This is a genomic window from Variovorax sp. P2_H12, from assembly GCF_056403395.1.
The window spans coordinates 14,611-37,984 of the sequence record NZ_JBFUFO010000003.1 but is presented as its reverse complement, the minus strand read 5'-3'; the positions used below and the strand labels follow the sequence as shown (position 1 = coordinate 37,984).

Annotated in this window: 18 protein-coding genes; 13 read left to right on the top strand and 5 right to left on the bottom strand. The window is 70.5% G+C overall.

The window, feature by feature from the left end; all coding sequences use genetic code 11:
* Positions 1–6: 6 nt before the first annotated feature.
* The gene (locus AC1DYK_RS02910; RefSeq protein ID WP_478164892.1) at positions 7–1,020 is read left to right on the top strand and encodes a S1C family serine protease; all 1,014 of its coding nucleotides are present in this window, start codon (positions 7–9) and stop codon (positions 1,018–1,020) included.
* Here the strand turns inward: AC1DYK_RS02910 and AC1DYK_RS02905 are convergent.
* The 3 genes from AC1DYK_RS02905 to imuA form a co-directional block, all read right to left on the bottom strand.
* A complete protein-coding gene (locus AC1DYK_RS02905) occupies positions 1,017–4,292 on the bottom strand; it encodes an error-prone DNA polymerase (RefSeq protein ID WP_478164891.1) in 3,276 nt (1,091 codons plus the stop codon). The genes AC1DYK_RS02910 and AC1DYK_RS02905 overlap by 4 nt on opposite strands.
* A 276-nt stretch (positions 4,293–4,568) precedes the next feature.
* Positions 4,569–5,849 (bottom strand): Y-family DNA polymerase, encoded by a 1,281-nt coding sequence (locus AC1DYK_RS02900; RefSeq protein WP_478164890.1) that lies wholly within the window; start codon positions 5,847–5,849, stop codon positions 4,569–4,571.
* A 187-nt stretch (positions 5,850–6,036) separates the two neighbouring features.
* Positions 6,037–6,834 (bottom strand): translesion DNA synthesis-associated protein ImuA, encoded by a 798-nt coding sequence (gene imuA, locus AC1DYK_RS02895; protein WP_478164889.1) that lies wholly within the window; start codon positions 6,832–6,834, stop codon positions 6,037–6,039.
* A gap of 154 nt (positions 6,835–6,988) precedes the next feature.
* Between imuA and AC1DYK_RS02890 the strand changes: the two genes are divergently transcribed.
* Positions 6,989–7,924, top strand: a complete 936-nt coding sequence (locus AC1DYK_RS02890) for an aldo/keto reductase (RefSeq protein ID WP_478164888.1) — start codon at positions 6,989–6,991, stop codon at positions 7,922–7,924.
* A gap of 15 nt (positions 7,925–7,939) precedes the next feature.
* Here the strand turns inward: AC1DYK_RS02890 and AC1DYK_RS02885 are convergent, their stop codons facing one another.
* Both AC1DYK_RS02885 and AC1DYK_RS02880 read right to left on the bottom strand, forming a co-directional pair.
* Entirely contained in the window at positions 7,940–8,818 is an 879-nt protein-coding gene (locus AC1DYK_RS02885) for an alpha/beta fold hydrolase (RefSeq protein ID WP_478164887.1), read from the bottom strand.
* A 30-nt stretch (positions 8,819–8,848) separates the two neighbouring features.
* Positions 8,849–9,670, bottom strand: a complete 822-nt coding sequence (locus AC1DYK_RS02880; protein WP_478164886.1) for a DODA-type extradiol aromatic ring-opening family dioxygenase — start codon at positions 9,668–9,670, stop codon at positions 8,849–8,851.
* A gap of 91 nt (positions 9,671–9,761) precedes the next feature.
* Here AC1DYK_RS02880 and AC1DYK_RS02875 point away from each other — a divergent pair, with 91 nt between their 5' ends.
* The 11 genes from AC1DYK_RS02875 (at position 9,762) to AC1DYK_RS02825 (ending at position 23,360) form a co-directional block, all read left to right on the top strand.
* The gene (locus tag AC1DYK_RS02875; RefSeq protein WP_478164885.1) at positions 9,762–10,649 is read left to right on the top strand and encodes a LysR family transcriptional regulator; all 888 of its coding nucleotides are present in this window, start codon (positions 9,762–9,764) and stop codon (positions 10,647–10,649) included.
* Between the two features lie 86 nt (positions 10,650–10,735).
* Positions 10,736–12,619 carry an ABC transporter ATP-binding protein gene (locus tag AC1DYK_RS02870; protein ID WP_478164884.1) on the top strand — a complete coding sequence of 628 codons (1,884 nt, stop codon included), beginning with the start codon at positions 10,736–10,738 and terminating at the stop codon, positions 12,617–12,619.
* A gap of 321 nt (positions 12,620–12,940) precedes the next feature.
* Positions 12,941–14,323 (top strand): DUF2868 domain-containing protein, encoded by a 1,383-nt coding sequence (locus AC1DYK_RS02865; RefSeq protein ID WP_478164883.1) that lies wholly within the window; start codon positions 12,941–12,943, stop codon positions 14,321–14,323.
* Complete coding sequence (locus AC1DYK_RS02860; protein WP_478164882.1) at positions 14,320–15,729, top strand: GTPase/DUF3482 domain-containing protein; 1,410 nt, start codon at positions 14,320–14,322, stop codon at positions 15,727–15,729. The genes AC1DYK_RS02865 and AC1DYK_RS02860 overlap by 4 nt, the downstream gene beginning before the upstream one ends.
* A 51-nt stretch (positions 15,730–15,780) precedes the next feature.
* Positions 15,781–16,539: a glutamine amidotransferase gene (locus tag AC1DYK_RS02855; RefSeq protein ID WP_478164881.1), complete on the top strand. Its 759-nt coding sequence runs from the start codon at positions 15,781–15,783 to the stop codon at positions 16,537–16,539.
* A gap of 76 nt (positions 16,540–16,615) precedes the next feature.
* Positions 16,616–19,012 (top strand): acylase, encoded by a 2,397-nt coding sequence (locus AC1DYK_RS02850; RefSeq protein WP_478164880.1) that lies wholly within the window; start codon positions 16,616–16,618, stop codon positions 19,010–19,012.
* Positions 19,013–19,135: 123 nt separating this feature from the next.
* Positions 19,136–19,774, top strand: a complete 639-nt coding sequence (locus AC1DYK_RS02845) for a CDP-alcohol phosphatidyltransferase family protein (RefSeq protein WP_478164879.1) — start codon at positions 19,136–19,138, stop codon at positions 19,772–19,774.
* 61 nt (positions 19,775–19,835) lie between these two features.
* Positions 19,836–21,413 carry a phospholipase D family protein gene (locus AC1DYK_RS02840; protein ID WP_478164878.1) on the top strand — a complete coding sequence of 526 codons (1,578 nt, stop codon included), beginning with the start codon at positions 19,836–19,838 and terminating at the stop codon, positions 21,411–21,413.
* 25 nt (positions 21,414–21,438) lie between these two features.
* Entirely contained in the window at positions 21,439–22,053 is a 615-nt protein-coding gene (locus AC1DYK_RS02835) for a histidine phosphatase family protein (protein WP_478164877.1), read from the top strand.
* A 21-nt stretch (positions 22,054–22,074) separates the two neighbouring features.
* Positions 22,075–23,034, top strand: a complete 960-nt coding sequence (locus AC1DYK_RS02830) for a DnaJ C-terminal domain-containing protein (protein WP_478164876.1) — start codon at positions 22,075–22,077, stop codon at positions 23,032–23,034.
* 5 nt (positions 23,035–23,039) lie between these two features.
* Positions 23,040–23,360: a chaperone modulator CbpM gene (locus AC1DYK_RS02825; protein ID WP_478164875.1), complete on the top strand. Its 321-nt coding sequence runs from the start codon at positions 23,040–23,042 to the stop codon at positions 23,358–23,360.
* Positions 23,361–23,374: the final 14 nt, after the last annotated feature.

Here is a 23,374-nt window from a genome sequence, read left to right as displayed (position 1 = left end):
GCCCACATGCTCGACCAGAACGCACCGACTTCCACCGGCAGCAGCGACTGCGAGCCGACCCAGGAAGCACTGATCGACGCCTATTCGCACGCGGTCGCGACGGTGGCCGACAGCGTCGGCCCGGCCGTCGTGCGTGTGCAGGGCGGCACGGCCGGCCGGCGCGGCGGACTCGGCTCGGGCGTGGTGATCGCGGGCGACGGGCTGGTGCTGACCAACAGCCACGTCGTCGGCGGTGCGCGCCGGGTGCGCATCGGCCTCGCGGACGCCGGCGACAGCGAAGCCGAGGTGCTCGGCGACGATCCCGCCACCGATCTCGCGCTGCTGCGCGTGGCGCTTCCGCGCGGCGCCGCCACCGCGACGCTGGGCGACTCGAAGCGGCTCAAGCGCGGCCATCTGGTCGTGGGCATCGGCAATCCGCTGGGCTTCGAATCGACCATCACGGCCGGCATCGTCTCGGCGCTGGGCCGTTCGCTGCGCTCGCAGAGCGGGCACCTGATCGACGACGTGATCCAGACCGATGCGGCGCTCAATCCGGGCAATTCCGGCGGCGCGCTCGTGGCCGCATCGGGACAGGTGGTGGGCATCAACACGGCCATGATCGCCGGCGCCCAGGGACTCGCGTTCGCGGTGTCCAGCAACACGGCGCGTTTCGTGATCGGCGAGTTCGTCGCGCACGGCCGCGTGCGGCGCGCGCATCTGGGCATCGCGGCGCAGACGGTGCCCCTGTCGCGTCGCGTGGCACTGGCGATTCATTCGGGTGCCCACGCCGTGCGCATCGGCGAGGTGCAGGCCGGCGGCGCGGCGGACCTCGCGGGCCTGCGCGTAGGCGACATCCTCGTCGCGCTGGACGACGTGGCGGTGGCGGGCGCGGACGACCTGCTGCGGCTGCTGGGCGCGGACCGCATCGGGCGGCCCGTGGAGGTGTCGCTGCTGCGGGAAGGCCGGCTCATCACGCGGACGGTGACGGCCCAGGAGCGGCCCGGCAACGCGACCTCCGGACATCGCGCCCACCGGCCCTAATGGAAGTCCCGGCTCTTGTTGCTTTCCGCCAGCCGCCCGAGCAGTGGCGTGAGGTCCCTGAAGCCGGTCGCCACCAGGTGGCGCACCTCGCCGCCGCTGTCGACGTCGCGCTGCCAGGTGCCCTGCACCGCCAGCAGCTGCGCCTTGAGCAGCGGCTCGCGCCAGGCCTCGACCACGTGGTTCCAGACGATCACGTTGACGTTGCCGGTCTCGTCCTCGAGCGTGACGAAGATGGTGCCGTTGGCGGTCTGCGGCCGCTGGCGCCCCTTGACGATGCCGCAGGCCCGCACGGTCCGGCCGCTGGGCAGCGGGCGCAACTGCTCCGCGCTCATCAGGTTCATGCGGGCCAGCCGCGAGCGCAGCAGCGCGAGCGGATGGCGGCGCAGCGTGAGGCCGAGCGAGGCGTAGTCGCCGACGATCTCCTCGCCCTCGGGGGCGGCGGGCAATTGCAATGCGGGCTCGTCGATCGGCACGCCCTTGAGCAAGGCGGGCGCCCGGCGCTGCGCGGTCGCATCCCACACCTGCTGGCGGCGATGACCCGAGAGCGACATCAATGCATCGGCCGCGGCCAGCGCGGCCATGTCCTTGCCGTCGAGTTCGGCGCGCAGCGCCAGGTCTTCGGTGCTGGCGAAAGGCGCCTGGGCGCGGGCGGCGAGCAGCCGCTTGGCGCCGGCCTCGCTGAGGCTTGACACGCGGCGCAGGCCCAGGCGCACGGCAGGCGGGTTCGCGTTGCCCAGGCGTTCGGCATGGCGCGCCTCGGTGCCGGGCGGTGCCCGCGGCGCATCGGGCGCGCGCGCTTCGAGCGTGCTGTCGAGGTCGCTCGCCATGACATCGACCGGCCGCACCTCGACGCCATGGCGCCGCGCGTCCTGAACGAGCTGCGAAGGGCTGTAGAAGCCCATCGGCTGGGCATCGAGCAGCGCGGCCAGGAAGCAGGCAGGCTCGTGACGCTTGAGCCAGGCACTGACGCAGACCAGCAGCGCAAAGCTGGCCGCATGGCTTTCGGGAAAGCCGTAGTCGCCGAAACCGAGGATCTGCTTGAAGATCGCTTCGGCAAAGGCGGCGGGATACCCCTTGCCGGTCATGCCCGTCACGAGCTTGTCGTGGAACTTCTCGAGGCCGCCCTTGCGCTTCCAGGCGGCCATGGCACGGCGCAGCTGGTCGGCCTCGTCGGCCGTGAAGTCAGCCGCGATCATGGCGATCTGCATCACCTGCTCCTGGAAGATCGGCACGCCCAGCGTGCGCTCCAGCGCCGGCCGCAGTTCCTCTTTCTCGTAGCGGATCTCAAGCCCCTGGTTCAAGCGCTCGCGCTGCTTCAGATAGGGATGCACCATGCCGCCCTGAATGGGTCCGGGGCGAACGATCGCGACCTCGATCACCAGGTCTTCGTAGGTGCGCGGCTTGAGTCGCGGCAGCATCGACATCTGAGCCCGGCTCTCGATCTGGAACACGCCGACGGTGTCGGCGTCGCAGATCATGTCGAACACCTGCGGGTCGTTGTAGGGGATCTGGTGCATCTGCAGCGCGGTGACGCGCCAGCGGTTCATGAGATCGAGGCTGCGGCGGATGGCGCTGAGCATACCCAGCGCGAGCACGTCGACCTTGAGCATGCCCATGGCTTCGAGGTCGTCCTTTTCCCACTGGATGACGGAGCGGTCCTTCATCGACGCCTTTTCCACCGGCACCAGCCGCGTGAGCCGGGTGTGGGTGAGCACGAAGCCGCCGACGTGCTGGCTCAGGTGGCGCGGAAAACCCTTGAGGGCGCGCGTGAGATCGATCCACTGGCGCAGCTTGAGTTCGTCCTCCTGCACGCCCACGCGCTCGGACGCCGCCTGCAACTGCTCGCCCAGCACGGTCTCGTCGAACCAGTAATGGTCCTTGGCGAATTCGTCGACCAGCCGCGCATCGATGCCAAGCGCCTTGCCGACGTCGCGCAGTGCGCTGCGCGCGCGGTAGCAGATCACGACCGCGGCGATGGCGGCCCGCTCGCGGCCATACTTCCTGTAGATGTACTGGATGACCTCCTCGCGCCGCTGGTGCTCGAAGTCGACGTCGATGTCGGGCGGCTCGTTGCGGTGGCGGCTCAGGAAGCGCTCGAACAGCAGGTTGCCCGTGTCGGGATCGATCGCGGTGATGCCGAGGCAGTAGCAGACCGCCGAATTGGCCGAGGAGCCGCGGCCCTGGCAAAGGATTTTTTCCTGCTTCGCGAAACGCACGATGTCTTCCACCGTCAGGAAGAACATCTCGTACCCGAGTTCATGAATCAGATCGAGTTCGCGCCGGACCTGCCGGCACACGCGCTCGGGAATGCCCGAGGCATATCTTTCGAGCGGGTATCGCTCGAGCGCGCCTTCCCAGGTCTTTCGTGCCAGCGTCTGTGCCGGTGTCTCGTTGCAACCCACGCTTTCGAGCGGGTACTTGTAGTTCTCGCGGATCACCTGGGGATCGAAGCGGCAGCGATCGGCCACTGCGAGGGTGTTCGCGAGCATGCCGTGCGCATAGAGCCCGGCCAGCCGCACGCGCGGCCGCAAATAACGCTCGGCATTGGACTGCAATGCAAAGCCGCATTCGGCCACGGTTTTCCCCACGCGCACCGCGGTCAGCACGTCATGCAGCGGCTTGCGCTGGCGCGAATGCATGTGAACGTCGCCGGCTGCCACGAGCGGCACGCCGGCACGCCGGCCCGCTTCGAACAGCGTGACGAACCAGAGGTCGTCGTCGAGTTCGTTGAGCATCTCCAGGGCCAGCCAGAGGCTGCCTTCGAACAGCGCCTTGGCGGCCATCAGGTCGTCGTGCAGCGCATCGGCGTCGGCCGCCTCGCCGGGTTTTCGGTCCGGCACGAAAAGAATCTGGCAGTGCTGCAGCGAGGCCATGTCGCTGCCTTTCCAGCTCACGCGGTATTCGCCCTTGGGCAGCTCGGTATTGCGCGCCGCGGTGATGAACTCGCAGAGATTGCCCCAGCCTTCGAGGTCATTGGCGATGACCACCAGCCGGAAGCGCTCGAAGCGGAACTCGCTGCCGAACAGCAGCCGGAAATCCGGGTAGCGCGGGATCGGCGGCTCCTCGGGATGCTCAAGCTCATAGGCGTCGAGCTTGGCCGGGAGATCGCGCAGGCCGACATAGGCGCGCACCACGCCGGCCACCGAGCACTCGTCGGTGATCGCGAGCGCCGCGTAGCCCAGTTGATAGGCGCGCTCCACCAGGTCTTCGGGCGTCGATGCGCCGCGCTGGAAGCTGAAGTTCGTGAGGCAATGCAGCTCGGCGTATTTCATGGCTCGCCCCCAGGTTGGGCTCACTGCGTGTAGCCCGCCCACCCCCTGCCGGGGGCGCAGTCAGCGGCCCGGCGAAGCCGGTTCCGCGACTGCCCACGAACGGGCGCGCTGCGCGCAGCCGGAGAACAAGCACAGCGTTGTCTTTGATTGGCCGGCGCATCCAGGCCCGTTGGTGAAACACCGCGGAACTGGCTTTGCCAGGCCGCTGGTGTTGCCCCCGGCAGGGGGTGGGCGCCCGGACACGCAGTGCCGGGCAACCTGGGGGCGAGCCACATGTCAGGCATAGAGACCTTGCAGATACCAGCGCACCTCGCCCGCCGTGAAACAGGCGGCAGAACGCTCGCGAAAGATCCACACCAGGCCGGCCTCGGGACTCTCCGCGACGTAGTAGTCCCGCACCGCGGGCCGGCCTCCATCCTGCACGCCGCCCCACCAGCCGGCCTCCACCCGCTGGGGGCCGATCAGTTTGCGCAGCGGCCCCCGGTAGCAGGGGCGCTCGCCATCCATCTCGAGGCGCTGGGGTTCGGGCAGCAGCCATGCGGGGTAGAGCGCATCAGGCTGCTGCTGCGATGGCGATGGCGGCGTGGCCGTCTTCCTTTGCAAGGCCGGTTGCCACGCCTGCATGCGCTCCGCCCGGTGATCGGCCTGCGCCGCGGACACCAGCACCTGCTGCGCCCCGAGCCGGGCACTGAGCCGCTCGACCAGTTCGTGCAGTTTGTCGCCCTTGCGGTTGTCCTCGGGCAGGAAGCTCGTGCTCGCACCGGCCCAGGGCGTGGTTTCGAGCGTGCGCAGGCGCAACCAGCTCGCCGGCGCCGCCAGGGTCGTGAGCGCCAGCCGCTCGGCCATCAGGCGGCGCAGGTGCGCCATGTCCTGCGTCGGTTCGGCCGTGCGGACCGTGATCTGCTGGTGCGGCGGCAAGTCGACACCATTGAAGCGCTTGAGGTCGAGCGTCCATTGCAGCTCGAGCGACACCGCGCCGCGCTGCCGCGCGCGCAGCCAGATCTGCAGCGCCGCGAGCAGGCGGTTGGCCGACCACATGAGTTCGCTGGCGCCCTCGGCCAGCGCCGGCAGCTCCAGCTTCTGCTCGAACACATCGGGCAGCGTGAGCCAGCGATGGCTTTCGGGACGCAAGCCCCACGCCTCATCGAGCGCCGCGCGCAGGTCCTTGCCGAAGCGGCGCGTGAGGCCGCCGCGCGGCAGCGCCGCCACCTCGCCCCAGGTGCGGCAGCCGAGGTGCGCCAGCACGTCGAGGTGATCGCGCGCGGCGCTCAGCGTGTCGAGCGGCAAGCCCCCCGGCAGCTCGGCCGGAGGCTGCCGGCCGCACGCGAACATCCGCAGCCGCGCGAGCGCCACCAGGCTGGTCGCGCCCTGGGCCTGCCGCACGCGCACCGGCGCCGCAGGATTGAGGTGCACGATCTGGCGCATCAGGCCGAGCCGCCCGCCCCACAAGCGCTCGCAAGCCGACACCTCGAGCAACAGCGCTTCATCGACCCAGGCGACGCGCGGCGTGAACTGCAGGGCCCACCAGCCGAGCGCCTCGGCGGACGGAGGCTGCACCTCGGCCTCGGGGTCAGACCGGCGCCGGGCCGCCCCAAGGCGGTCTGCGGCCCCCTCGGGGGGCAGCGAACCACACGAAGTGGGGAGCGTGGGGGCCAGTTCAGACCGGCGCCGGGCCGCCCCAAGGCGGTCTGCGGCCCCCTCGGGGGGCAGCGAACCATACGAAGTGGGGAGCGTGGGGGCCAGTTCAGGCTGCCATCGCAATGCGATCCAGTGCATGTCGTTGTTCCTGATGGAATTCGAGGCGCACCACCTTGGCACCTGCCGGCGCCTGCGCCGCGCTCTCCTGCTGACGACGCAGCTTGCGCCGCAACTGGCTCGCGGCGAGCAGCGCCGTCATGCGGTCGCTGCGTGCCGGCAGCTGGATCGGCGAAGCCAACGGCGGGCCGCGGCGCTTGAGGATGTGGACGTCGATCTGCGCAGGGTCGTCCTCGCAGGTGGCCAGTTGCAGCCGCAAGCGTGCCGGCGAGGTGGACGCAGCCGCCGTCGCGGGCCGGAACACGAACAGCAGCGACTCGTGCTGCGCCGCCGCCAATTGCAGCCGCCGCAACTCGCCCACCCGCGCCTGCGGCAGCCATGCCAGCACGGCAGCGACGTCGGCGCAGCGCAGCGCCTGTTCGCAGGCCCAGAGCCGCGCGGCCGACGCCTCGCTGCGGATCCACAACAGCGATTCGACTGGCAGGCCACCCGCCGCCAGCGAGGGCCCGAAAGGCTCGTGGGGCGCACCGATCAGCGCCACCGGGCCGGTGCCTCCCTGCACGGCTTGTGCGAGCGCAGGCAGCAGCAGCTGCCACGAATGCGCCTCGGGAGAAGACTGCAGCAATTCGGTCATCGCCCCGACCGGCCAGCCGCCCCCGGGCAGTTGCGCATCGAGCGCGGCATGGCCGGTGCCGACGACCTGCGCGTCGGCCACGCCCAGCTCATCCCCGCGCCACATCTTGTGGCGCGCGGAAGAGGAAAAAGAGTCGAGGGAAGGAAGGCCCATGATGGATCGAATGGCTGTATTTTTATACAGTATTCTTGCGATCCGCCAGCGTTTTTTATTTCCATGCCGACCTGGGCGCAGGGGCATTGGCACGAGTTTCCAGTCAATCGATCACCATCTGCCTCACAGATGTCGGCCCTGACCTGAGCCCTCCATGCCCACCGCACCCGCCCTCACCCGCAGCCAGTTGCTGCGCCTGGGCGTCGCCCTATCGCTCTGCGCCACATTGCCGATGCGCGCGGCAGCGCAACCCCGGGAGGCCAAGCGCATGAACACCCGCCCCATCCCCGCCACCCGCGAAGCCCTGCCCGTGGTCGGCTGCGGCACCTGGATCGGCTTCGACGTCGCTGCCGGCAGCGCCGAATACCAGCGCCTTGCGGGCGTGCTCGATGCCTTGTTCGTCGCCGGCGGCACGGTGCTCGACAGCTCGCCGATGTACGGCCGCTCCGAAGCCGTGACCGGCGACCTGCTGGCGGCGTCGAACCAGCGCGCCAGGGCCTTCCTTGCCACCAAGGTCTGGACGACCGGCCGCGATGCCGGCATCGCGCAGATGGAGCAGTCCTTCGAGCGCCTGCGCACCGATCGCATCGACCTGATGCAGGTGCACAACCTGGTCGACTGGCGCACCCACCTCAAGACCCTGCGCGGCTGGAAGGACCAGGGTCGCGTGCGCTACATCGGCATCACGCACTACACCGCGTCGGCCCATGCCGAGGTCGAGGCGGTGCTGCGTGCCGAGAAGCTCGACTTCCTGCAGATCAACTATTCGATCGACCAGCGCGAGGCGGCCCAGCGCCTGCTGCCGCTGGCGGCCGAGCGCGGCGTGGCCGTGATCGGCAACCTGCCCTTTGGCGGCGGCGGACTGCTGCGCCAACTGCGCGACAAGCCCCTGCCCGGCTGGGCCGCCGAGATCGGCTGCACGAGCTGGGCACAGGTGCTGCTCAAGTTCGTGCTGAGCCACCCCGCCGTGACCTGCACGATTCCCGGCACCGGCCGGCCGGTGCATATGGCGGACAACGCGGCAGCCGGTGCGGGTTCGTTTCCGGACGCGGCCTTCTGGCGGCGCCATGAAGCTTCGCTGCGGATCTAGGGTCTGTGAACAGGCCTAAGCCAGAAACCGCAGCAGCGCCGCGTTGACCTCGTCCGCCCGCTCGAACTGGGCCCAGTGCCCGGCTCCCTCGATCACCACGCCTTCGCGCCCCGGATGATCCGCGGCGAGCTGCGCCACCACCGACCGCGCCTGCGCGGTCACGTCGTGCTCGCCCCACAACAGCAACTGGCGCCCGCCGATCGCATCCAGCGCGGCCTGCAGCCCACCGGCCAGCGAGACCTCCTTGCTGCGAAAACGCGTGCCGTGGCAGGAGATATCGTGGATCGCGAAGGCCAGCGCATCGATCGCGGCCCGGTCGTGCAGCATCAGCGCGGCAAGGTTGTGCAGCAGCGCGGCGCGCTCCTGGTCGCGGTCCTCGGCGGCGCGCCAGTTGACCATCTCCACCGTCATGCGCCGCAGCGTGCCGTGACCGCCGCTGCCGATCAGCGCCAGGCGCCGGATGCGGCCGCGGCGCTGGCCGAACCTGGCGGCGATCAGGCCGCCGAACGAGAAGCCGCCAAGGTCGATCTCGGCCTGCGCACCGACCAGGCTGGCCAGCGTTCCGGACAGCGCGTCGAGCAATGGATCGACCGCCGCCTGGCCGGCCGGCGGCTCGGGCGGCGCGTCGGATTCATTGAAACCCGGCAGGTCGGGCAGCCACAGCGTGCGCGAGGCCGACAGCGCCTCGACGTTGCGCAGCCAGTGCATCCAGCTGCCATGGCCGCCATGCAGCAGCACCAGCGGCGGCTGCGTGGCATCGTCGCCGAAGCGTCGCCAGCGCACGCGCACGCCGTCATGCACGGCATCGTGATGGGTGGACAGCGCGTCGATGCGCGCGATCAGGCCGAGAGCGTCGGCTTCGGCCTGGGGATCGAAGGTCGAGAAATAAGGCACCCGTGGATTGTGCCGCGCAGTGGCCCAAGCTCAGGCCTGCGCCTTTCCGAAGCGGAAGCTCGACACCGAGATGCCCCCCATGAACGCGTCCTCGTGATAGATGCGCTCGCCGGCCTCGCCTTCGGCGGCACCGACCGCGACCATCAGCGGGATCAGGTGCTCCTCGCGCGGATGCGCGATGCGCGCCGCGGGCGCAGCGGACCAGTGAAGCAGCTGCTCGATGCGATCGCCGGGCGCCGCGCCGACCACCGCCTCGTCGAGCCAGTCGTCGAAGGCCTTCGACACATCGCGCGCCTGCGGACCGAAGTTGCGCAGGTTGTGATAGCTCAGGCCGCTGCCGACGATCAGCACGTTCTCGTCACGCAGCGGGGCAATGGCTCGCCCGAGCGCGATGTGCTCGGCCGGATCGAGCCCGCGCCGCAGCGACAGTTGCACCACCGGCACCTGGGCCTTCGGATAGATCGCGGCCATCGGCGAGAAGGTGCCATGGTCGAAGCCGCGCTCGGCATCGAGCCCTGCGGGCAGGCCCGCCGCCTCGATCAGCGACTGCACGCGGCGTGCGAGCTCGGGCGAGCCGGGCGCGTCGTAGTGCACCTGGTAGGTGTGGGCCGGGAAGCCGCCGTAGTCGTAGATCATCGGCGGGCGCGGGTTGCCCATCACGGTGAACGCGGGCTCTTCCCAATGCGCCGACACCATCAGGATGGCGGCCGGCGTACGGCCGATCTGGCGCGGCATGTCGGCCAGGGCGGCTTCGAGCTGGTCGTAGGCATGGCCCATCTCCTTCTTCATCCAGGGCCAGGGCCCGCCGCCGTGCGAGATGAAATAGGTGGGCAGTGTGGACAGGGTGCTCATGGAATGCTCCTTGAGCGCCAGTCTAAGGATTTCCCTTCAAGAAATCGATAGGCTAGGATTCATCGATTCATTTCCCAGGAGGAAATCATCGATGGACCGCCTGACCAGTCTTCGCGTCTTCAGGGAGGTGGTGGAGTCGGGCAGCTTCGTCGCCGCCGCCGAGCGGCTCGCGATCTCGGCGCCGATGGCCAGCAAGCATGTGGCGCAGCTGGAAAAGTCATTGGGCGCACGCCTGCTGCATCGCTCGAGCCGGCACCTGAGCCTGACCGAGGCCGGCCGGGCCTGGTACGAGCAAAGCGGCCGCGCGCTGGATCTGCTCGATGCCGCGGAAAACGCCATCGGCCAGAAGAACGACGCGCCGCGCGGCCAGTTGAAGGTCAGCGCGCCGGTGTGGTGCGCCACGCCGCGCTTCGCCGACGTGTTGGCCGGCTACCGTGAACGCTGCCCCGAGGTGCTGGTCGACATGCACCTGGAGAACCGCAAGGTCGATCTCGCGGCCGACGGCTACGACCTCGCGCTGCGCGCCACGCAGGAGCCCTCCCCGGCGCTGATCGCACGGCCGTTGTGCCGGCTGCAGTTCCATCTGGTCGCTTCGCCGGAGTGCATCGCGCGGGCCGGCATGCCCGCGGTGCCCGCCGACCTCGCGAAGCTCGACGCCATCGTGCCGAGCTACGTGAGCATCGAGGGCCTGGCACTCAAGGATGGCCGTGGCCGCCAGGCGCCGCTGCGGTTGCAGCCGGTGATGAGGTCCGACGACACCACGCTGACCCTGCATGCCGTGCGGGCCGGCATCGGCATGTCCTTCCTGCCCGAATGGCTGGTCGACGAGGACCTGGCCCAGGGCCGGCTGGTGCGGCTGGTGCCGGACTACGCGGCCCCGGCGGTGACGCTGTTCGCGGTCTATACCAGCCGGCAGTACATGGCGCCCAAGCTGCGCAGCTTCATCGACTTCGTCGGCGAGCGGCTGGGCGCCTCCTAGCCCGCGCGAAGGGCGCGCCGCAAACCCTTGCCCGTGCGCAACGCCCTGCCCGCCGGTACAGTGACGCCTCACTGGAGACTCCCCGCTTGTTCCGTTACTTCGAAAAACTTCTTCCCGCCTATCCCGCCGCCGAACCCGCGCTGCCGCCGCGCGGCCTCTTCGCCTTCCTCTGGGCCTGCACCCAGGGCCTGCGCGGCAAGATCGCCGCCATGGCCGCGCTCACGGCCGCGATGTCGGCCTTCGAGGCGCTGCTGTTCGCGATGCTCGGGCGCATCGTCGACTGGCTCGGCGGCCAGGTGCCGGCGCGGCTCTGGGAAGAGCGCGGCACCACGCTGATGTGGCTGGGCATCGCGCTCGTCGCGAGCATCGGCGTGGTGGCGCTGCAGACCATCGTCAAGCACCAGACGCTGGCGGTGAACCTGCCGATGCGGCTGCGCTGGAACTTCCACCGCCTGATGCTCGGCCAGAGCATGGCCTTCTACCAGGACGAGTTCGCGGGCCGCATCACGGCCAAGGTCATGCAGACCGCGCTGGCGGTGCGCGAGACCATCTTCGTGCTGGCCGACGTGCTGGTCGCGATGGTCGTCTACGTCGCCACCATGATCGTGCTGGCGGCGGTGCTCGACCGCCAGCTGATGCTGCCCTTCCTGGTCTGGCTGGTGCTCTACATCGGCTCGCTGGTCTTCTTCGTGCCGCGCCTGGGCAAAGTGGGCAAGGCGCAGGCCGACGCACGCGCATCGATGACCGGCCGCGTCACCGACGCCTACACCAACATCGCGACCGTCAAGCTGTTCTCGCACACCCAGCGCGAGGCCGGCTTCGCGCGCTCGGCCATGAAGGAATTCATGGGCACCGGCTATGCCCAGATGCGGCTCGTGAGCGCCTTCGAGATCGTCAACCACACGCTCAGCATGGGCCTGACCGCCGGCATGGCGGGCATGGCGCTGTGGCTCTGGTCGCAGGGCGCCGTCGGTGTCGGTGCGGTGGCCGCCGCCACCGCGATGGCGCTGCGGCTGCAGGGCATGTCGCACTGGATCATGTGGGAGATGACCAGCCTGTTCGAGAACATCGGCACGGTGCAGGACGGCATGAACACGCTGTCGCGGCCGCGCACCGTGCTCGACGCACCGGATGCGAAGACGCTCGTGGTGCCGCGCGGCGAGGTGCGCTTCGACCATGCGAGCTTTCGCTACGGCGACGCCGGCCGCCGCGTGATCGACGGCCTGGGCCTCACCGTCAGGCCCGGCGAGAAGATCGGCCTGGTCGGCCGCTCGGGGGCCGGCAAGTCGACGCTGGTCAACCTGCTGCTGCGCTTCCACGACCTGGAGAGCGGCCGCATCCTGATCGACGGCCAGGACATCGCCCACGTGACGCAGGACAGCCTGCGCGCGCACATCGGCATGGTGACGCAGGACACCTCGCTGATGCATCGCTCGGTGGCCGACAACATCGCCTACGGCCGGCCCGATGCCGGCGAGGCCGCGATCCGCGCCGCCGCCGAGCGCGCCGAGGCGCACGACTTCATCCAGACGCTGGGCGACGCCAATGGCCGGCGCGGCTACCAGGCGCACGTGGGCGAGCGCGGCGTGAAGCTCTCGGGCGGCCAGCGCCAGCGCATCGCGATCGCCCGCGTGATGCTGAAGGATGCGCCGATCCTGCTGCTGGACGAAGCCACCAGCGCGCTCGACTCCGAAGTCGAGGCCGCGATCCAGGCCAGCCTCTACCGCCTGATGGAGGGCAAGACGGTGATCGCGATCGCGCACCGGCTGTCGACCATCGCGGCAATGGACCGGCTGATCGTGCTCGACAACGGCCGGGTGGTCGAGGAAGGCGATCACAGGACGCTGCTGGCCAAGGGCGGGCTCTACGCACGGCTCTGGGCGCACCAGAGCGGGGGCTTCCTGGGCGACGGCGACGATGACGATGACGAGGAAAGCGATGCGATGGCGGCGGAGCCGTCGACGGTCTGACTCGGGAGTCCTACAGCCGGCCGTGACGGCCGCCGACATCGACATCGCGGCGAACCGGCACAGTGGAGGGGTCTTCAACCCAGAGGAGTTTCCACCGTGAATTCCATCATCTACATCGTCGGTCTGGTCGTCGTCGTGGTTGCCGTGCTCTCGTTCTTCGGTCTGCGCTGAAAACGCCGCTTCCTCTCTTGCGCTCTCCTGTGGCGGTTCACGGGGTCGCTTGCGACCCCGTTCTTCATGGGGCGAGGGCTGGGCATCGCCGGGCATAATTTCGCGCTCCCCCCGGTGCGCCGGACCTGTTCCCCGATATGAAGGAAGCCGTTGAATCCTGTTGCGCCCCACTCTACGCTGCAGGATGCGGCGATCACCGAGGCGGTGAAGCTGATCGAGGAGTCCGGCCCGCTCGACGACGCGCAAGCCGTGCGCGAGGCGATGAGCCTGCGACCCGACACCGCGGGCCGCATCGCCGAGCGCGCGCGCATCCTGGGCCGGCGCGTCGGGCTGCAGGGCGAGCTGTCGCGCGCACGCGCCTGGGCGCCCTGGGTGCTGCTGGGCCTGGTGGCGCTGGTCGTCGTCGCCGGCCTCAGCATCGCGGGCAACGTGCTGGGCGGCGGCGAGCGGCGGATCAACGTCGTGGTGGCGCTGGCCAGCCTGCTGGGCCTGCACCTGCTCACATTGCTGCTGTGGCTCGTCGGGCTCGTCGTGCCGCTCGGCGCCTTCCGGGCCTCCTTCGGCTGGTTCTGGCTCACGCTCACGACCCGGGTGGCCGGAGGCCAGCACGGCCAGGCTCCGGTGCTGCTGCGCGCCGCGACACGGCTGCTGGCCCGCGCCCGGCTGCTGCCCTGGGCCCTGGGCTTCGTGAGCCATGCGGTCTGGACGCTCTCGTTCGCCGTGGTGCTCGCGGCGCTGCTGTTCGCGCTCGCATTCCGCAACTACACGCTGAACTGGGAGACCACCATCCTCGATCCGGCCTTCTTCGTGCACAGCGTGCAGTGGCTGGGGCGGGCGCCGGCCTGGCTGGGCTTCCCGGTGCCTGATGCGCAAGCCGTGCTGTCGCCGCTCGCCGCGGCGTCGGGCCAGCGCGCCTGGGCGCTCTGGCTCACGGGCTGCATCGTGGTCTATGGACTGCTGCCGCGGCTGGCCTGCGCGCTGCTCAGCGCGGCCGTCTGGCTGGCACGCCGGAAGGCGTTGCGACCCGATCTGTCGGAGCCCTACTTCCATCGGCTGCTGACGCGCTTCGAGGCCCTCGAGCCGCGGCAGATCGTCGATGCCGACCCCGGCAGCATCCCTCACGGCGCGCCGGCGCACCTGTCGGCCGGCGACACCCTCGACACCCTGGTCGCGATCGGGTTCGAACTGACCCCGGAACAGCATTGGCCGCCCGCCGGACTCGACATCCCCGGCATGCGCGCGCTGCGGATCGACGGCAGTGCGGCCCAGCGGCGCGAACTGCTCGACACACTGGCCGGTCTGCGGCCACGCCGGGTCCTCATCGGCTGCCGCGCGGCGTCCAGCCCGGACCGCGGCACCGAGCGCTTCGTGCGCGAGGTGATGGCCCTGTGCGGCGAATGCCGGCTGTGGTTGCTCGGCGCCGCGGCGGACGATGCGGCCCGCCTGCGCTGGCAGGCCTGGCTGGCCGATGTCGGCCTGGACGGCCTGTGCGCCGACGCCGCACCGGAGGCCGTGCTGCACGGCTGGGCATGACGGCGCCGATCCGCATCGCCGTGGTCGGGCATGCCAACGCCGGCAAGACCTCGCTGCTGCGCACGCTGACGCGCCGGGTGAACTTCGGCGAGGTCTCGGCGCGCCCCGGCACCACGCGGCACGTCGAAGCCGTCGACCTGCAAGTCGACGGCGCGGCGGCCGTGCGCTTCTTCGACACCCCCGGGCTCGAGGATGCGGTCGCGCTGCGCGAACTCATCGATGCGCTCGACAAGGCCGCGACGCCGCCCGAGCGCATCCGCCTGTTCCTGCAGGACCCCGAAGCGCATGGCGTGTTCGAGCAGGAGGCGAAGGTGCTGCGCGCCTTGCTCGAGGTCGACGCCGCCTTCCTGGTGATCGATGCGCGCGAGCCGGTGCTGCCCAAGTTCCGCGCCGAGATCGAACTGCTGAACGCCTGTGCGCGGCCGGTGCTGCCGGTGCTGAACTTCGTGCGCGATGGCGCCAGCCGCGAGGCGGCGTGGAAGGAACTGCTGTCGGCCTACGGGCTGCATGTGGTGGTGCGCTTCGATGCGGCGGCCCCCTTCGTCGGCGCCGAGCACGAGCTTTACCGCGACCTCGCGACCCTGCTGCGCGACCGGCGGGCAGCACTCGATCGGGTGGCGGCCTTCCTCGACGCCGAGTTCGCGCAGCGCCGCGACGCCGCGGGCCGGCGCATTGCCGAATTGCTGGTCGACGCCGCATCGATGCGACGCACCGTTTCGGCCGGCGAGTTCGCCGACCCGCCGACCCGGCAGCGGCTCATCGCCGCATTGCAGAAGACCGTCTTCGACAAGGCGCAGCGCTGCGCCGACGACCTGCTGGCGCTCTATGGCTTTCGCGAAGGCGACGCCGACGAGTCGCCGCTGCCGCTGGTCGAAGGACGGTGGGCGATGGACTTCTTCCATCCCGAGGCGATGAAGGATGCCGGGATCCTGCTCGGCAAGGGCGTGGCGGTGGGCGCCGCGGCCGGAGTGGTGGCGGACCTCGCGCTGGCCGGCCTCTCGCTCGGCGCCGGCGCGGCGCTGGGCGGCGCCATCGGTGGCGCGGTCTCCCAGGGCCTGGGGCCGTTGGGCCGCAAGCTGGCCAACAAGCTGCGCGACCTCCACGAGCTGACGGTCGAGGACCGCGTGCTGTTCGTGCTCGCGGCCTGGCAGCTGCAACTGCTGCGCGCGCTCGAGCAGCGCGGCCATGCCGCGGTCGACCGCATCGCCGCCGGCGCCAGGGAGCCGGCGGCGGCGGGCCAGCGCGCGCTCGCGGACCTGGTGCGCGCCGCGCAGCCGGCACGCAGCCACCCGGAATGGGAAACCGGCACGCGCCTGCGCTGGCGCGAGGCGCCGCAGCGGCAGGACCTGGTGGCGGCGGTCGCGCGGCGCGTTCCGCCCGCCATCGAGGCACTGGAAAACAGCTGAGGCCGCTGCCCGCCCACCTGACACACGGACGGAATCCGGCATCATGGCGGGATGGAAAACATCCCCCCTCGCCCGCTCGCGATCGTCAAGGTCGGCGACACCTTCGACGCCCTGCGCGCACAGCGCGGCGACTTCGAACACTGGATGGCGGCCGGCCTCGGCGACACCCGGCTGCCGGTGGTGGTGCTCGATCCGCGCCGCGGCGACACGCTGCCCGCGCCCACCGAGATCTCGGGCGCCATCGTGACCGGCTCGCATGCGATGGTCTCGCACCGCGAGCCATGGAGCGAGGCCACCGGCGCCTGGCTCGCACAGCTGGTCGGCCACGGCACGCCGGTGCTGGGCGTCTGCTTCGGCCACCAGTTGCTGGCCGATGCGCTGGGCGGCGAAGCCGGCGATCACCCGGGCGGCCTGGAGATCGGCACGGTCGAAGTCGAGCTCCGGCCCGAGGCCGCCGCCGATGCGCTGATGCACGACCTGCCGGCCCGCTTCGAGGCCCAGGTCGTGCATCGGCAAAGCGCGCTGCGGCTGCCCGAAGGCGCCGTCCGGCTCGCTGGCAATGCCTTCGAGCCGACCCAGGCCTTCCGGGTCGGCGAGAACGCCTGGGGCCTGCAGTTCCACCCCGAATTCGACGCCGAGATCATGCGCGGCTACGTCGACCATCTGGCCGACACGCTGCGCGCCGAAGGCAGCGACCCGGCGGCGCTGCGCGAACGCGTGGCCGCCACCGCGGCGGCGGCACAGTTGCTCGGCCGCTTCGCCCGCATCGCCGAAGCCCACGACGCCTTGGCGACAGCGCCCCCGGGTTAGCACGTATCGCGGTCGGGGGCCCGCAACATGTAATCGACGGCTCGTTTCCACTCCGAAGCCTCGATACATGAATGCCATGACAAGTCCGCGCTGCGCTCCCGGCGCCTCCAGCGCCGTTGCCCTCGCGCTCGCTGCCCTGCTCGCCGGCTGCGCCAGCACGCCGGCCCCCGGCACGCGCAGCGTGACGATCGAACGCACCACCTATGGCATTGCCCACATCACCGCGCCCGACTACGAGGGCGTCGCCTACGGCGTGGGCTACGCCCATGCCCAGGACAACGTCTGCCAGACCGCCGAGCACCTGCTGACCGTGCGCGGCGAGCGCTCGCAGTTCCTCGGCGCCGAAGGCACGGGCGAGCTCGGCCTGGGCCGCGCGCCGAACGCGCAGATCGACCTGTTCATCCGCGCGCACATGGACGACGCCGCGCTCGCACGCGCCGCCGCCGATCTCAAGCCCGACGTGCGCGCCTCGCTGCGCGGCTATGTCGCCGGCTACAACCGCTATCTGCAGGACGCCGGTCCGAACGGCCTGCCCGAGGCCTGCCGCGGCAAGCCCTGGGTGCGGCCGATGACGCAGGCCGACCTGGCGCGCACCACCGAGATGTCGATGATCCAGGGCGGCATCGGCGCGCTGGCCGGTGCGGTGCTGGCCGCCGCGCCGCCGGCGCCGGGGACCAAGACCTCGACCGCCCCGGTCGACCTGCCGCAGGCCGTGGCGGAGATCTCGCGCCACAGCTTCAACGCCAATCCCGAAGGCGGCGAATTCGGCTCCAATGGCTGGGCCTTCGGCCGCAACGCCACGCCCGACGGCCGCGGCCTGCTGCTGGGCAATCCGCACTTCCCGTGGACCGGCACCAACCGCTTCTGGGAGCTGCACCTCACGATCCCGGGCAAGCTCGACGTGATGGGCGCGACCGGCGGCCTGAGCCCGGTGGTGTCGATCGGCTTCAACAAGGACGTGGCCTGGACCCACACCGTCTCGACCGGCAAGCGCTTCACGCTCTATGAACTGAAGCTCGACCCGGCCGACCCGACCGTCTACATCGTGGATGGCCAGCCGCGCAAGATGACCGCCAAGACTGTCGTGCTGCCGGCCGCTTCGGCCAAGGCCGGCACGCCACCGGCGCAGAAGACCTTCTATGCCACCGAGTGGGGGCCGGTCATCTCGATGCCGCGCGCCGGCCTCGACTGGAGCGCCACCAAGGCCTACGCGATCCGCGACGTCAACACGCTCAACACGCGCTCGGCCCAGAGCTGGATGCAGATGGCGCTGGCGCACAACGTGGCCGAGCTGCGCGCCGCGATGGGCAACCAGGGCATTCCGTGGATCAACACCCTGGCGGCCGACCGCGAGGGCAATGCGATGTACGCCGACCTGTCCGTGGTGCCCGACGTGTCGGCCGAACTGCTCAAGTCCTGCGCCCCGTCGCCGGCCGCCGCTGCGCTGCTCGCCGCGGCCGGCCTGCCGGTGCTCGACGGCTCGCGTTCGGCCTGCGCCTGGACGCGCGACCGCGCCGCCGCGATGCCAGGCGCGATCCCGCCGGCGCGCATGCCGGTGATCGTGACGCCGGACTGGGTGCAGAACAGCAACGACAGCTTCTGGCTCAGCAATCCGCGCATCGCGCCGCCGGCCGGCATCTCGTCGCTGGTCGGCTTCACGGGCACGGCGCAGCGGCTGCGCACCCGCAGCGGCATCATGGAAATCGAGGGCCGGCTCGCCGGCAGCGACGGCCTCGCGGGCAACAAGATGGGCGGCGCCGAGCTGCGCAGCGTGATCTTCCGCGACAGGAACCTCGCCGGCATGCTGGTGATGGACGATCTCGCCGCGGCCTGCGGCGCCAACGTCGCGGCGCTGACGCCGGACCAGGCGCAGGGCTGCCGCGTGCTCGCGGCCTGGGACCGGACCAGCAACAGCGCCTCCAAGGGCGCGCCGCTGTTCCGCGAATTCTGGCGCAAGGCCAAGGAGGTGCCGAAGGTCTGGCGCGTGCCCTTCGATCCGGCCCGTCCGGTGGTCACGCCCAGCGGCCTCGACATGGCCACGCCGGCCACGCGCGATGCCGTCTTCAAGGCGCTCGGCGATGCGGTCGGCATCGTGCGCGTGGCCGGCTTCGCCGTCGACGCTCCGCTGGCCGTGGTGCAGGCGCGCATGGTGCGCGGGCAGAAGGTCACGATCCCCGGCGGCGACGAGTTCGAAGGCGTGCTCAACAAGGTGGAAAGCCAGGGCCAGGCCACGCTCGACCCGAAGGGCTACAACATCAACTACGGCAGCAGCTACATCCAGACCGTGGGCTTCGACGAGCGCGGCCCGGTGGCGCAAGCCCTGCTGACCTATGGCCAGAGCAGCGATCCGGCGTCGCCGCACGCCTACGACCAGTTGCCGCTGTTCTCGGCCAAGAAATGGCATCCGCTGCCCTTCCACCGCGCCGACATCGAGGCGCAGCGCGTGGGTGCGCCGCTGCAGCTGGCTTATTGAGCGCGCAAGACCGGGGCGCGGAGGGGCCTTTCGAAACCGGCCTCCCGCGCGGCATCGGAATGCAACTTCCCGCGTCCGCCCGGTTACGCTCGGGTGCGTCGCAGTTTGTCCACGGAAGCCACCATGCCCACTCCAGCCCCCGCCCCCGCGCGCAAGCACTTCTCGATGATCCGCGGCTTCCACCTGGCCGATGCGTTCACGCTCGGCAACGCGGCCTGCGGCGTCGGCGCCATCTTTCTCGCGATGGCCTACATGCGCAGCCAGTCGCTCGCGCACTTCCTCTGGGCGGCGGCGCTGGCGCCGGCCGCGTTCGTGTTCGACGTCTTCGACGGCCGCATCGCCCGCTGGCGGCAGACCCATTCGGCGCTCGGCCGCGAACTCGACTCGCTGGCCGACGTGATCTCCTTCGGCGTGCTGCCGGCCGCCCTGGCCTTCGCCGCCGGCCTGGACGGCGGGTGGGACTGCGTGCTGCTGATCTATTTCGTCTGCTGCGGCGTCAGCCGCCTGGCGCGCTACAACGTCACCGCCGAAGCGCTCTCCGAGGGCGCCGACAAGGTCAAGTACTTCGAGGGCACGCCGATTCCGACCAGCGTGGTCCTGGTCGGCGTGCTGGCGCTGGCCGCCTGGCAGGGCCGCATCGGCGATGCGATCTGGGGCGGCGCCTGGATGATCGGGCCCTGGATGCTGCACCCGCTCGCCCTGCTGTTCGGGCTCTCGGGCACGCTGATGGTCAGCAAGACGCTGCACATTCCCAAGCTGTAGCGGCGCCAGGGCCCGGCCCCGATCTGCCTAGAATGGCCGAACTCTTTGCGGGAAACGCGCCGTGTCCACCTTTGCATCACGCGTCCTCATCGTCTTCCTCCTCGGCTTGCTCGTCACGGGCTGTTCCAGCCTGCCCGCGAACGTCGACCGGACCGAGACCCAGGCCGTCGCCGGCACGAGCGACACCCGACTGGCCAAGGCCTTCGGCCCAGCCGTGTCGGCCCATCCCGGACGCTCCGGCATCCATGCGCTGGCGGCGGCGGAAGATGCCTTCGCCGCCCGCATCCTGCTCGCGCGCCATGCGGATCGCAGCCTCGACCTGCAGTACTACATCTGGCGCAACGACATCACCGGCAAGCTGATGTGGCAGGCCGTCTGGCAGGCCGCCGAGCGCGGCGTGCGCGTGCGCATCCTGCTCGACGATGCCAACACCAGCGGGCTCGACCCGACCCTGGCCGCACTCGACGCCCATCCCAACATCGAGATCCGCCTCTTCAATCCGTTCGCGAACCGGGGCTTCCGGGTCAGCGACTTCGCCTTCGATTTCTCGCGCGTCAACCGGCGCATGCACAACAAGTCCTTCACCGCCGACAACCAGCTGACGATCGTCGGCGGCCGCAACATCGGCGACGAGTACTTCGGCGCCAACATGGAGCTGGGCTTCCAGGACCTCGACGTGATGGCGGTCGGGCCCGTGGTGCGCGAGGTCTCCAGCGCCTTCGACCTGTACTGGAACAGCGCCTCGGCCTACCCGGCCGCGCGCCTGCTCGCACCGCCGCCCGCGAACGCCCGCGCCGAACTGCAGGCGGGATGGGACACCCTGCACCAGGACCCCCAGGCGCTGCGCTACCGCGAGGCGGTGCGCCAGACCCCGCTGGTGCGCGAACTCGACGATGGCCGGCTCACGCTCGACTGGACCACCGCGCACGTGATCCACGACAACCCGGCCAAGGTGCTGGAGCCGACCCATCGCCGCGACCTGCAGATGTCGCCGCAGCTCGAGGCGGCCTTCGGCCATCCCAGGCGCGAGCTGGACCTGGTGTCGCCCTACTTCGTGCCCGGCAAGGACGGCACCCGGTCGCTGGTGACGATGGCCAGATCGGGCGTGAAGGTGCGCGTGCTGACCAACTCGCTCGCGGCGACCGACGTCAGCCCGGTCCATGCCGGCTACTCCAAGTACCGCAAGGAACTGCTCGAAGGCGGCGTCCGGGTCTACGAGCTGAAGCCCGGTGACGCGGTGCCGCCGCCGGACAAGGAAGACAGCAAGGCCCGGGGCCTGCCGGGAAGCGGCAGCTCCGGCAGTTCGGCCGCCAGCCTGCACGCGAAGACCTTCGCGGTCGATCGCGAGCGGATCTTCGTCGGCTCCTTCAACCTCGACCCGCGGTCGGCGCGGCTCAACACCGAGATGGGCGTGATCATCGACAGCCCGCAACTCTCGAGCCGACTGGCCGAGCAACTCGACACCGCGGTCCCGGCCAAGGCCTACGAAGTGCGCATCCAGCCGGATGGGCATGGCATGGAATGGATCGACCGCACCCCGCAGGGCGAGACCCGCTACACCACCGAGCCCGGCGCCGGCGCGCTCAAGCGGGCGTGGATCGAACTGCTCGAGACGCTGCCGTTCGAGTGGCTGCTGTAACCCTTCACCCCGAGACCCGAAATCGATGAATCCCGGCCTCCGCCTGCTCGCCACCCTCGCCGAAGCGCATCCGCTCGCCCCGGCCTGCGACCACTTCTACTTCCTGCGCCACGGCCAGACCGAGTGCAATGCGCGCCGCATCTTCCAGGCGGCCGACGAGCCGCTCAGCGCACTGGGCCTGCAGCAGGCGGCACGCGCCGCCGAGCTGCTGGCCGGCGAGCCGATCCGCAGCATCGTCAGCAGCAACGTGCATCGCGCGCTGACCACCGCGCACACCGTATCGGCACCGCACGGCATCGCGCCGCTGGTGCATGAGGGGCTGCGCGAGCGCCACTTCGGCGCGCTGATCGGCAGTTCCTCCGCCCACATCGACTGGGCCTGCGCGCCCGAGGGCGGCGAGGCCCTGCCCGAGTTCGTCGAGCGAAAGCGCGCCGCGCTCGAACAGGCGCTGGCGCAGCCGGCGCCGGTGCTGGTGGTGGCGCACGGCGGCTCGCTCTACGTGCTGGCGGCGTTGCTCGGCGTGCCGGTCGACCTGGGCCTGATGGGCAACGCGCAGCCGCTGCGCTTCGAACGGGACGGCGCCGCATGGCGCGTCAGATCACTGCTGCAGCAGGTCGACGGCGACGCCGCCATCGCCTGAAGCCCACTTCGCGGATCCACCATGGACTTCAAGGACTACTACAAGACACTCGGCCTCGAGCGCGGAGCCTCGGAGGACGAGGTGCGCAAGGCCTACCGCAAGCTGGCGCGCAAGTACCACCCGGATGTCAGCAAGGAAGCCGACGCCGAGCAGCGCATGCGCGACGTCAACGAGGCCAACGACGTGCTGCGCGACAAGGAGAAGCGCGCCGCCTACGACCAGCTTGCCGACCACGTGGCGCGCGGCGGCAGTCCCGACGGCAGCTTCCAGCCGCCGCCCGGCTGGGACGAAGGCTTCGAGTTCCATCGCGGCCCGAACCAGGGCCCGGCCGACCATGCGGACTTCAGCGAGTTCTTCTCGTCGGTGTTCGGCGCCGCCGAGCGTCGCGACGCCGAGCGCCGCCACTACCGCGCGCGCGGCGAAGACCACCACGCCGCGATCGAGATCACGCTGGAGGATGCGCTCAACGGCGCCGAGCGCGAGATCTCCCTGCGCTCGCAGGAGATCGACGCCCATGGCCGCCCCCAACTCAAGACCCGCACGCTCAGCGTGAAGATCCCGGCCGGCGTCCGCCCGGGCCAGTACATCCGCCTCGCCGGCCAGGGGATGCCCGGACATGGCGGCGAGCCTGCGGGCGACCTGTATCTCGAAGTGCGCATCGCGCCGCACAAGCTGTACCGGATCGAGGACCGCGACCTCTACATGACGCTGCCGATCACGCCGACCGAAGGCGCGCTCGGTGCGCAGGTCAAGGTGCCGACGCCGGGCGGCGGCGTGGTCGAAGTGACGGTGCCGCCCAATGCGCGCAACGGACTCAAGCTGCGCCTGAAGGAGCGCGGCCTGCCGGGCAAGCCGCCGGGCCATCTGTATCTGCTGCTGGAGATCGCCTTGCCCCCGGCCAGCACCGAGGCCGCGCGCAAGGCCTATGAGCAACTCGCACAGGCCGCGCCCTTCGATCCGCGCCGCCATCTCGGAGTGTGACGATCATGACTTCCTCTGTGTCCATCACGACCCTGAGCGCCTCGCACCCCCTTGCCGCCAGCGAACTCGCGCATGCCTGCGGCGCGCAGATCGAATGGGTGGTTCAACTGGTGGAGGTCGGCATCATCGAATCGCGGACGCCGGCCGAGCAACCGGACGACTGGCGCTTCCACGGCAGCGACCTGCAATCCGCGCTCGAAGCCCGGCGGCTGGAGCGCGACTTCGGCGTCGGCCTCGAGGCGGCGGCGCTGATCCTCGACCTGGAGCACGAGGTGCGGCGCCTGAAGGCCGTGCTGCACGCGCAGGGCCTGGGGCGCGAAATCTGAGGGCGCCCACCCGG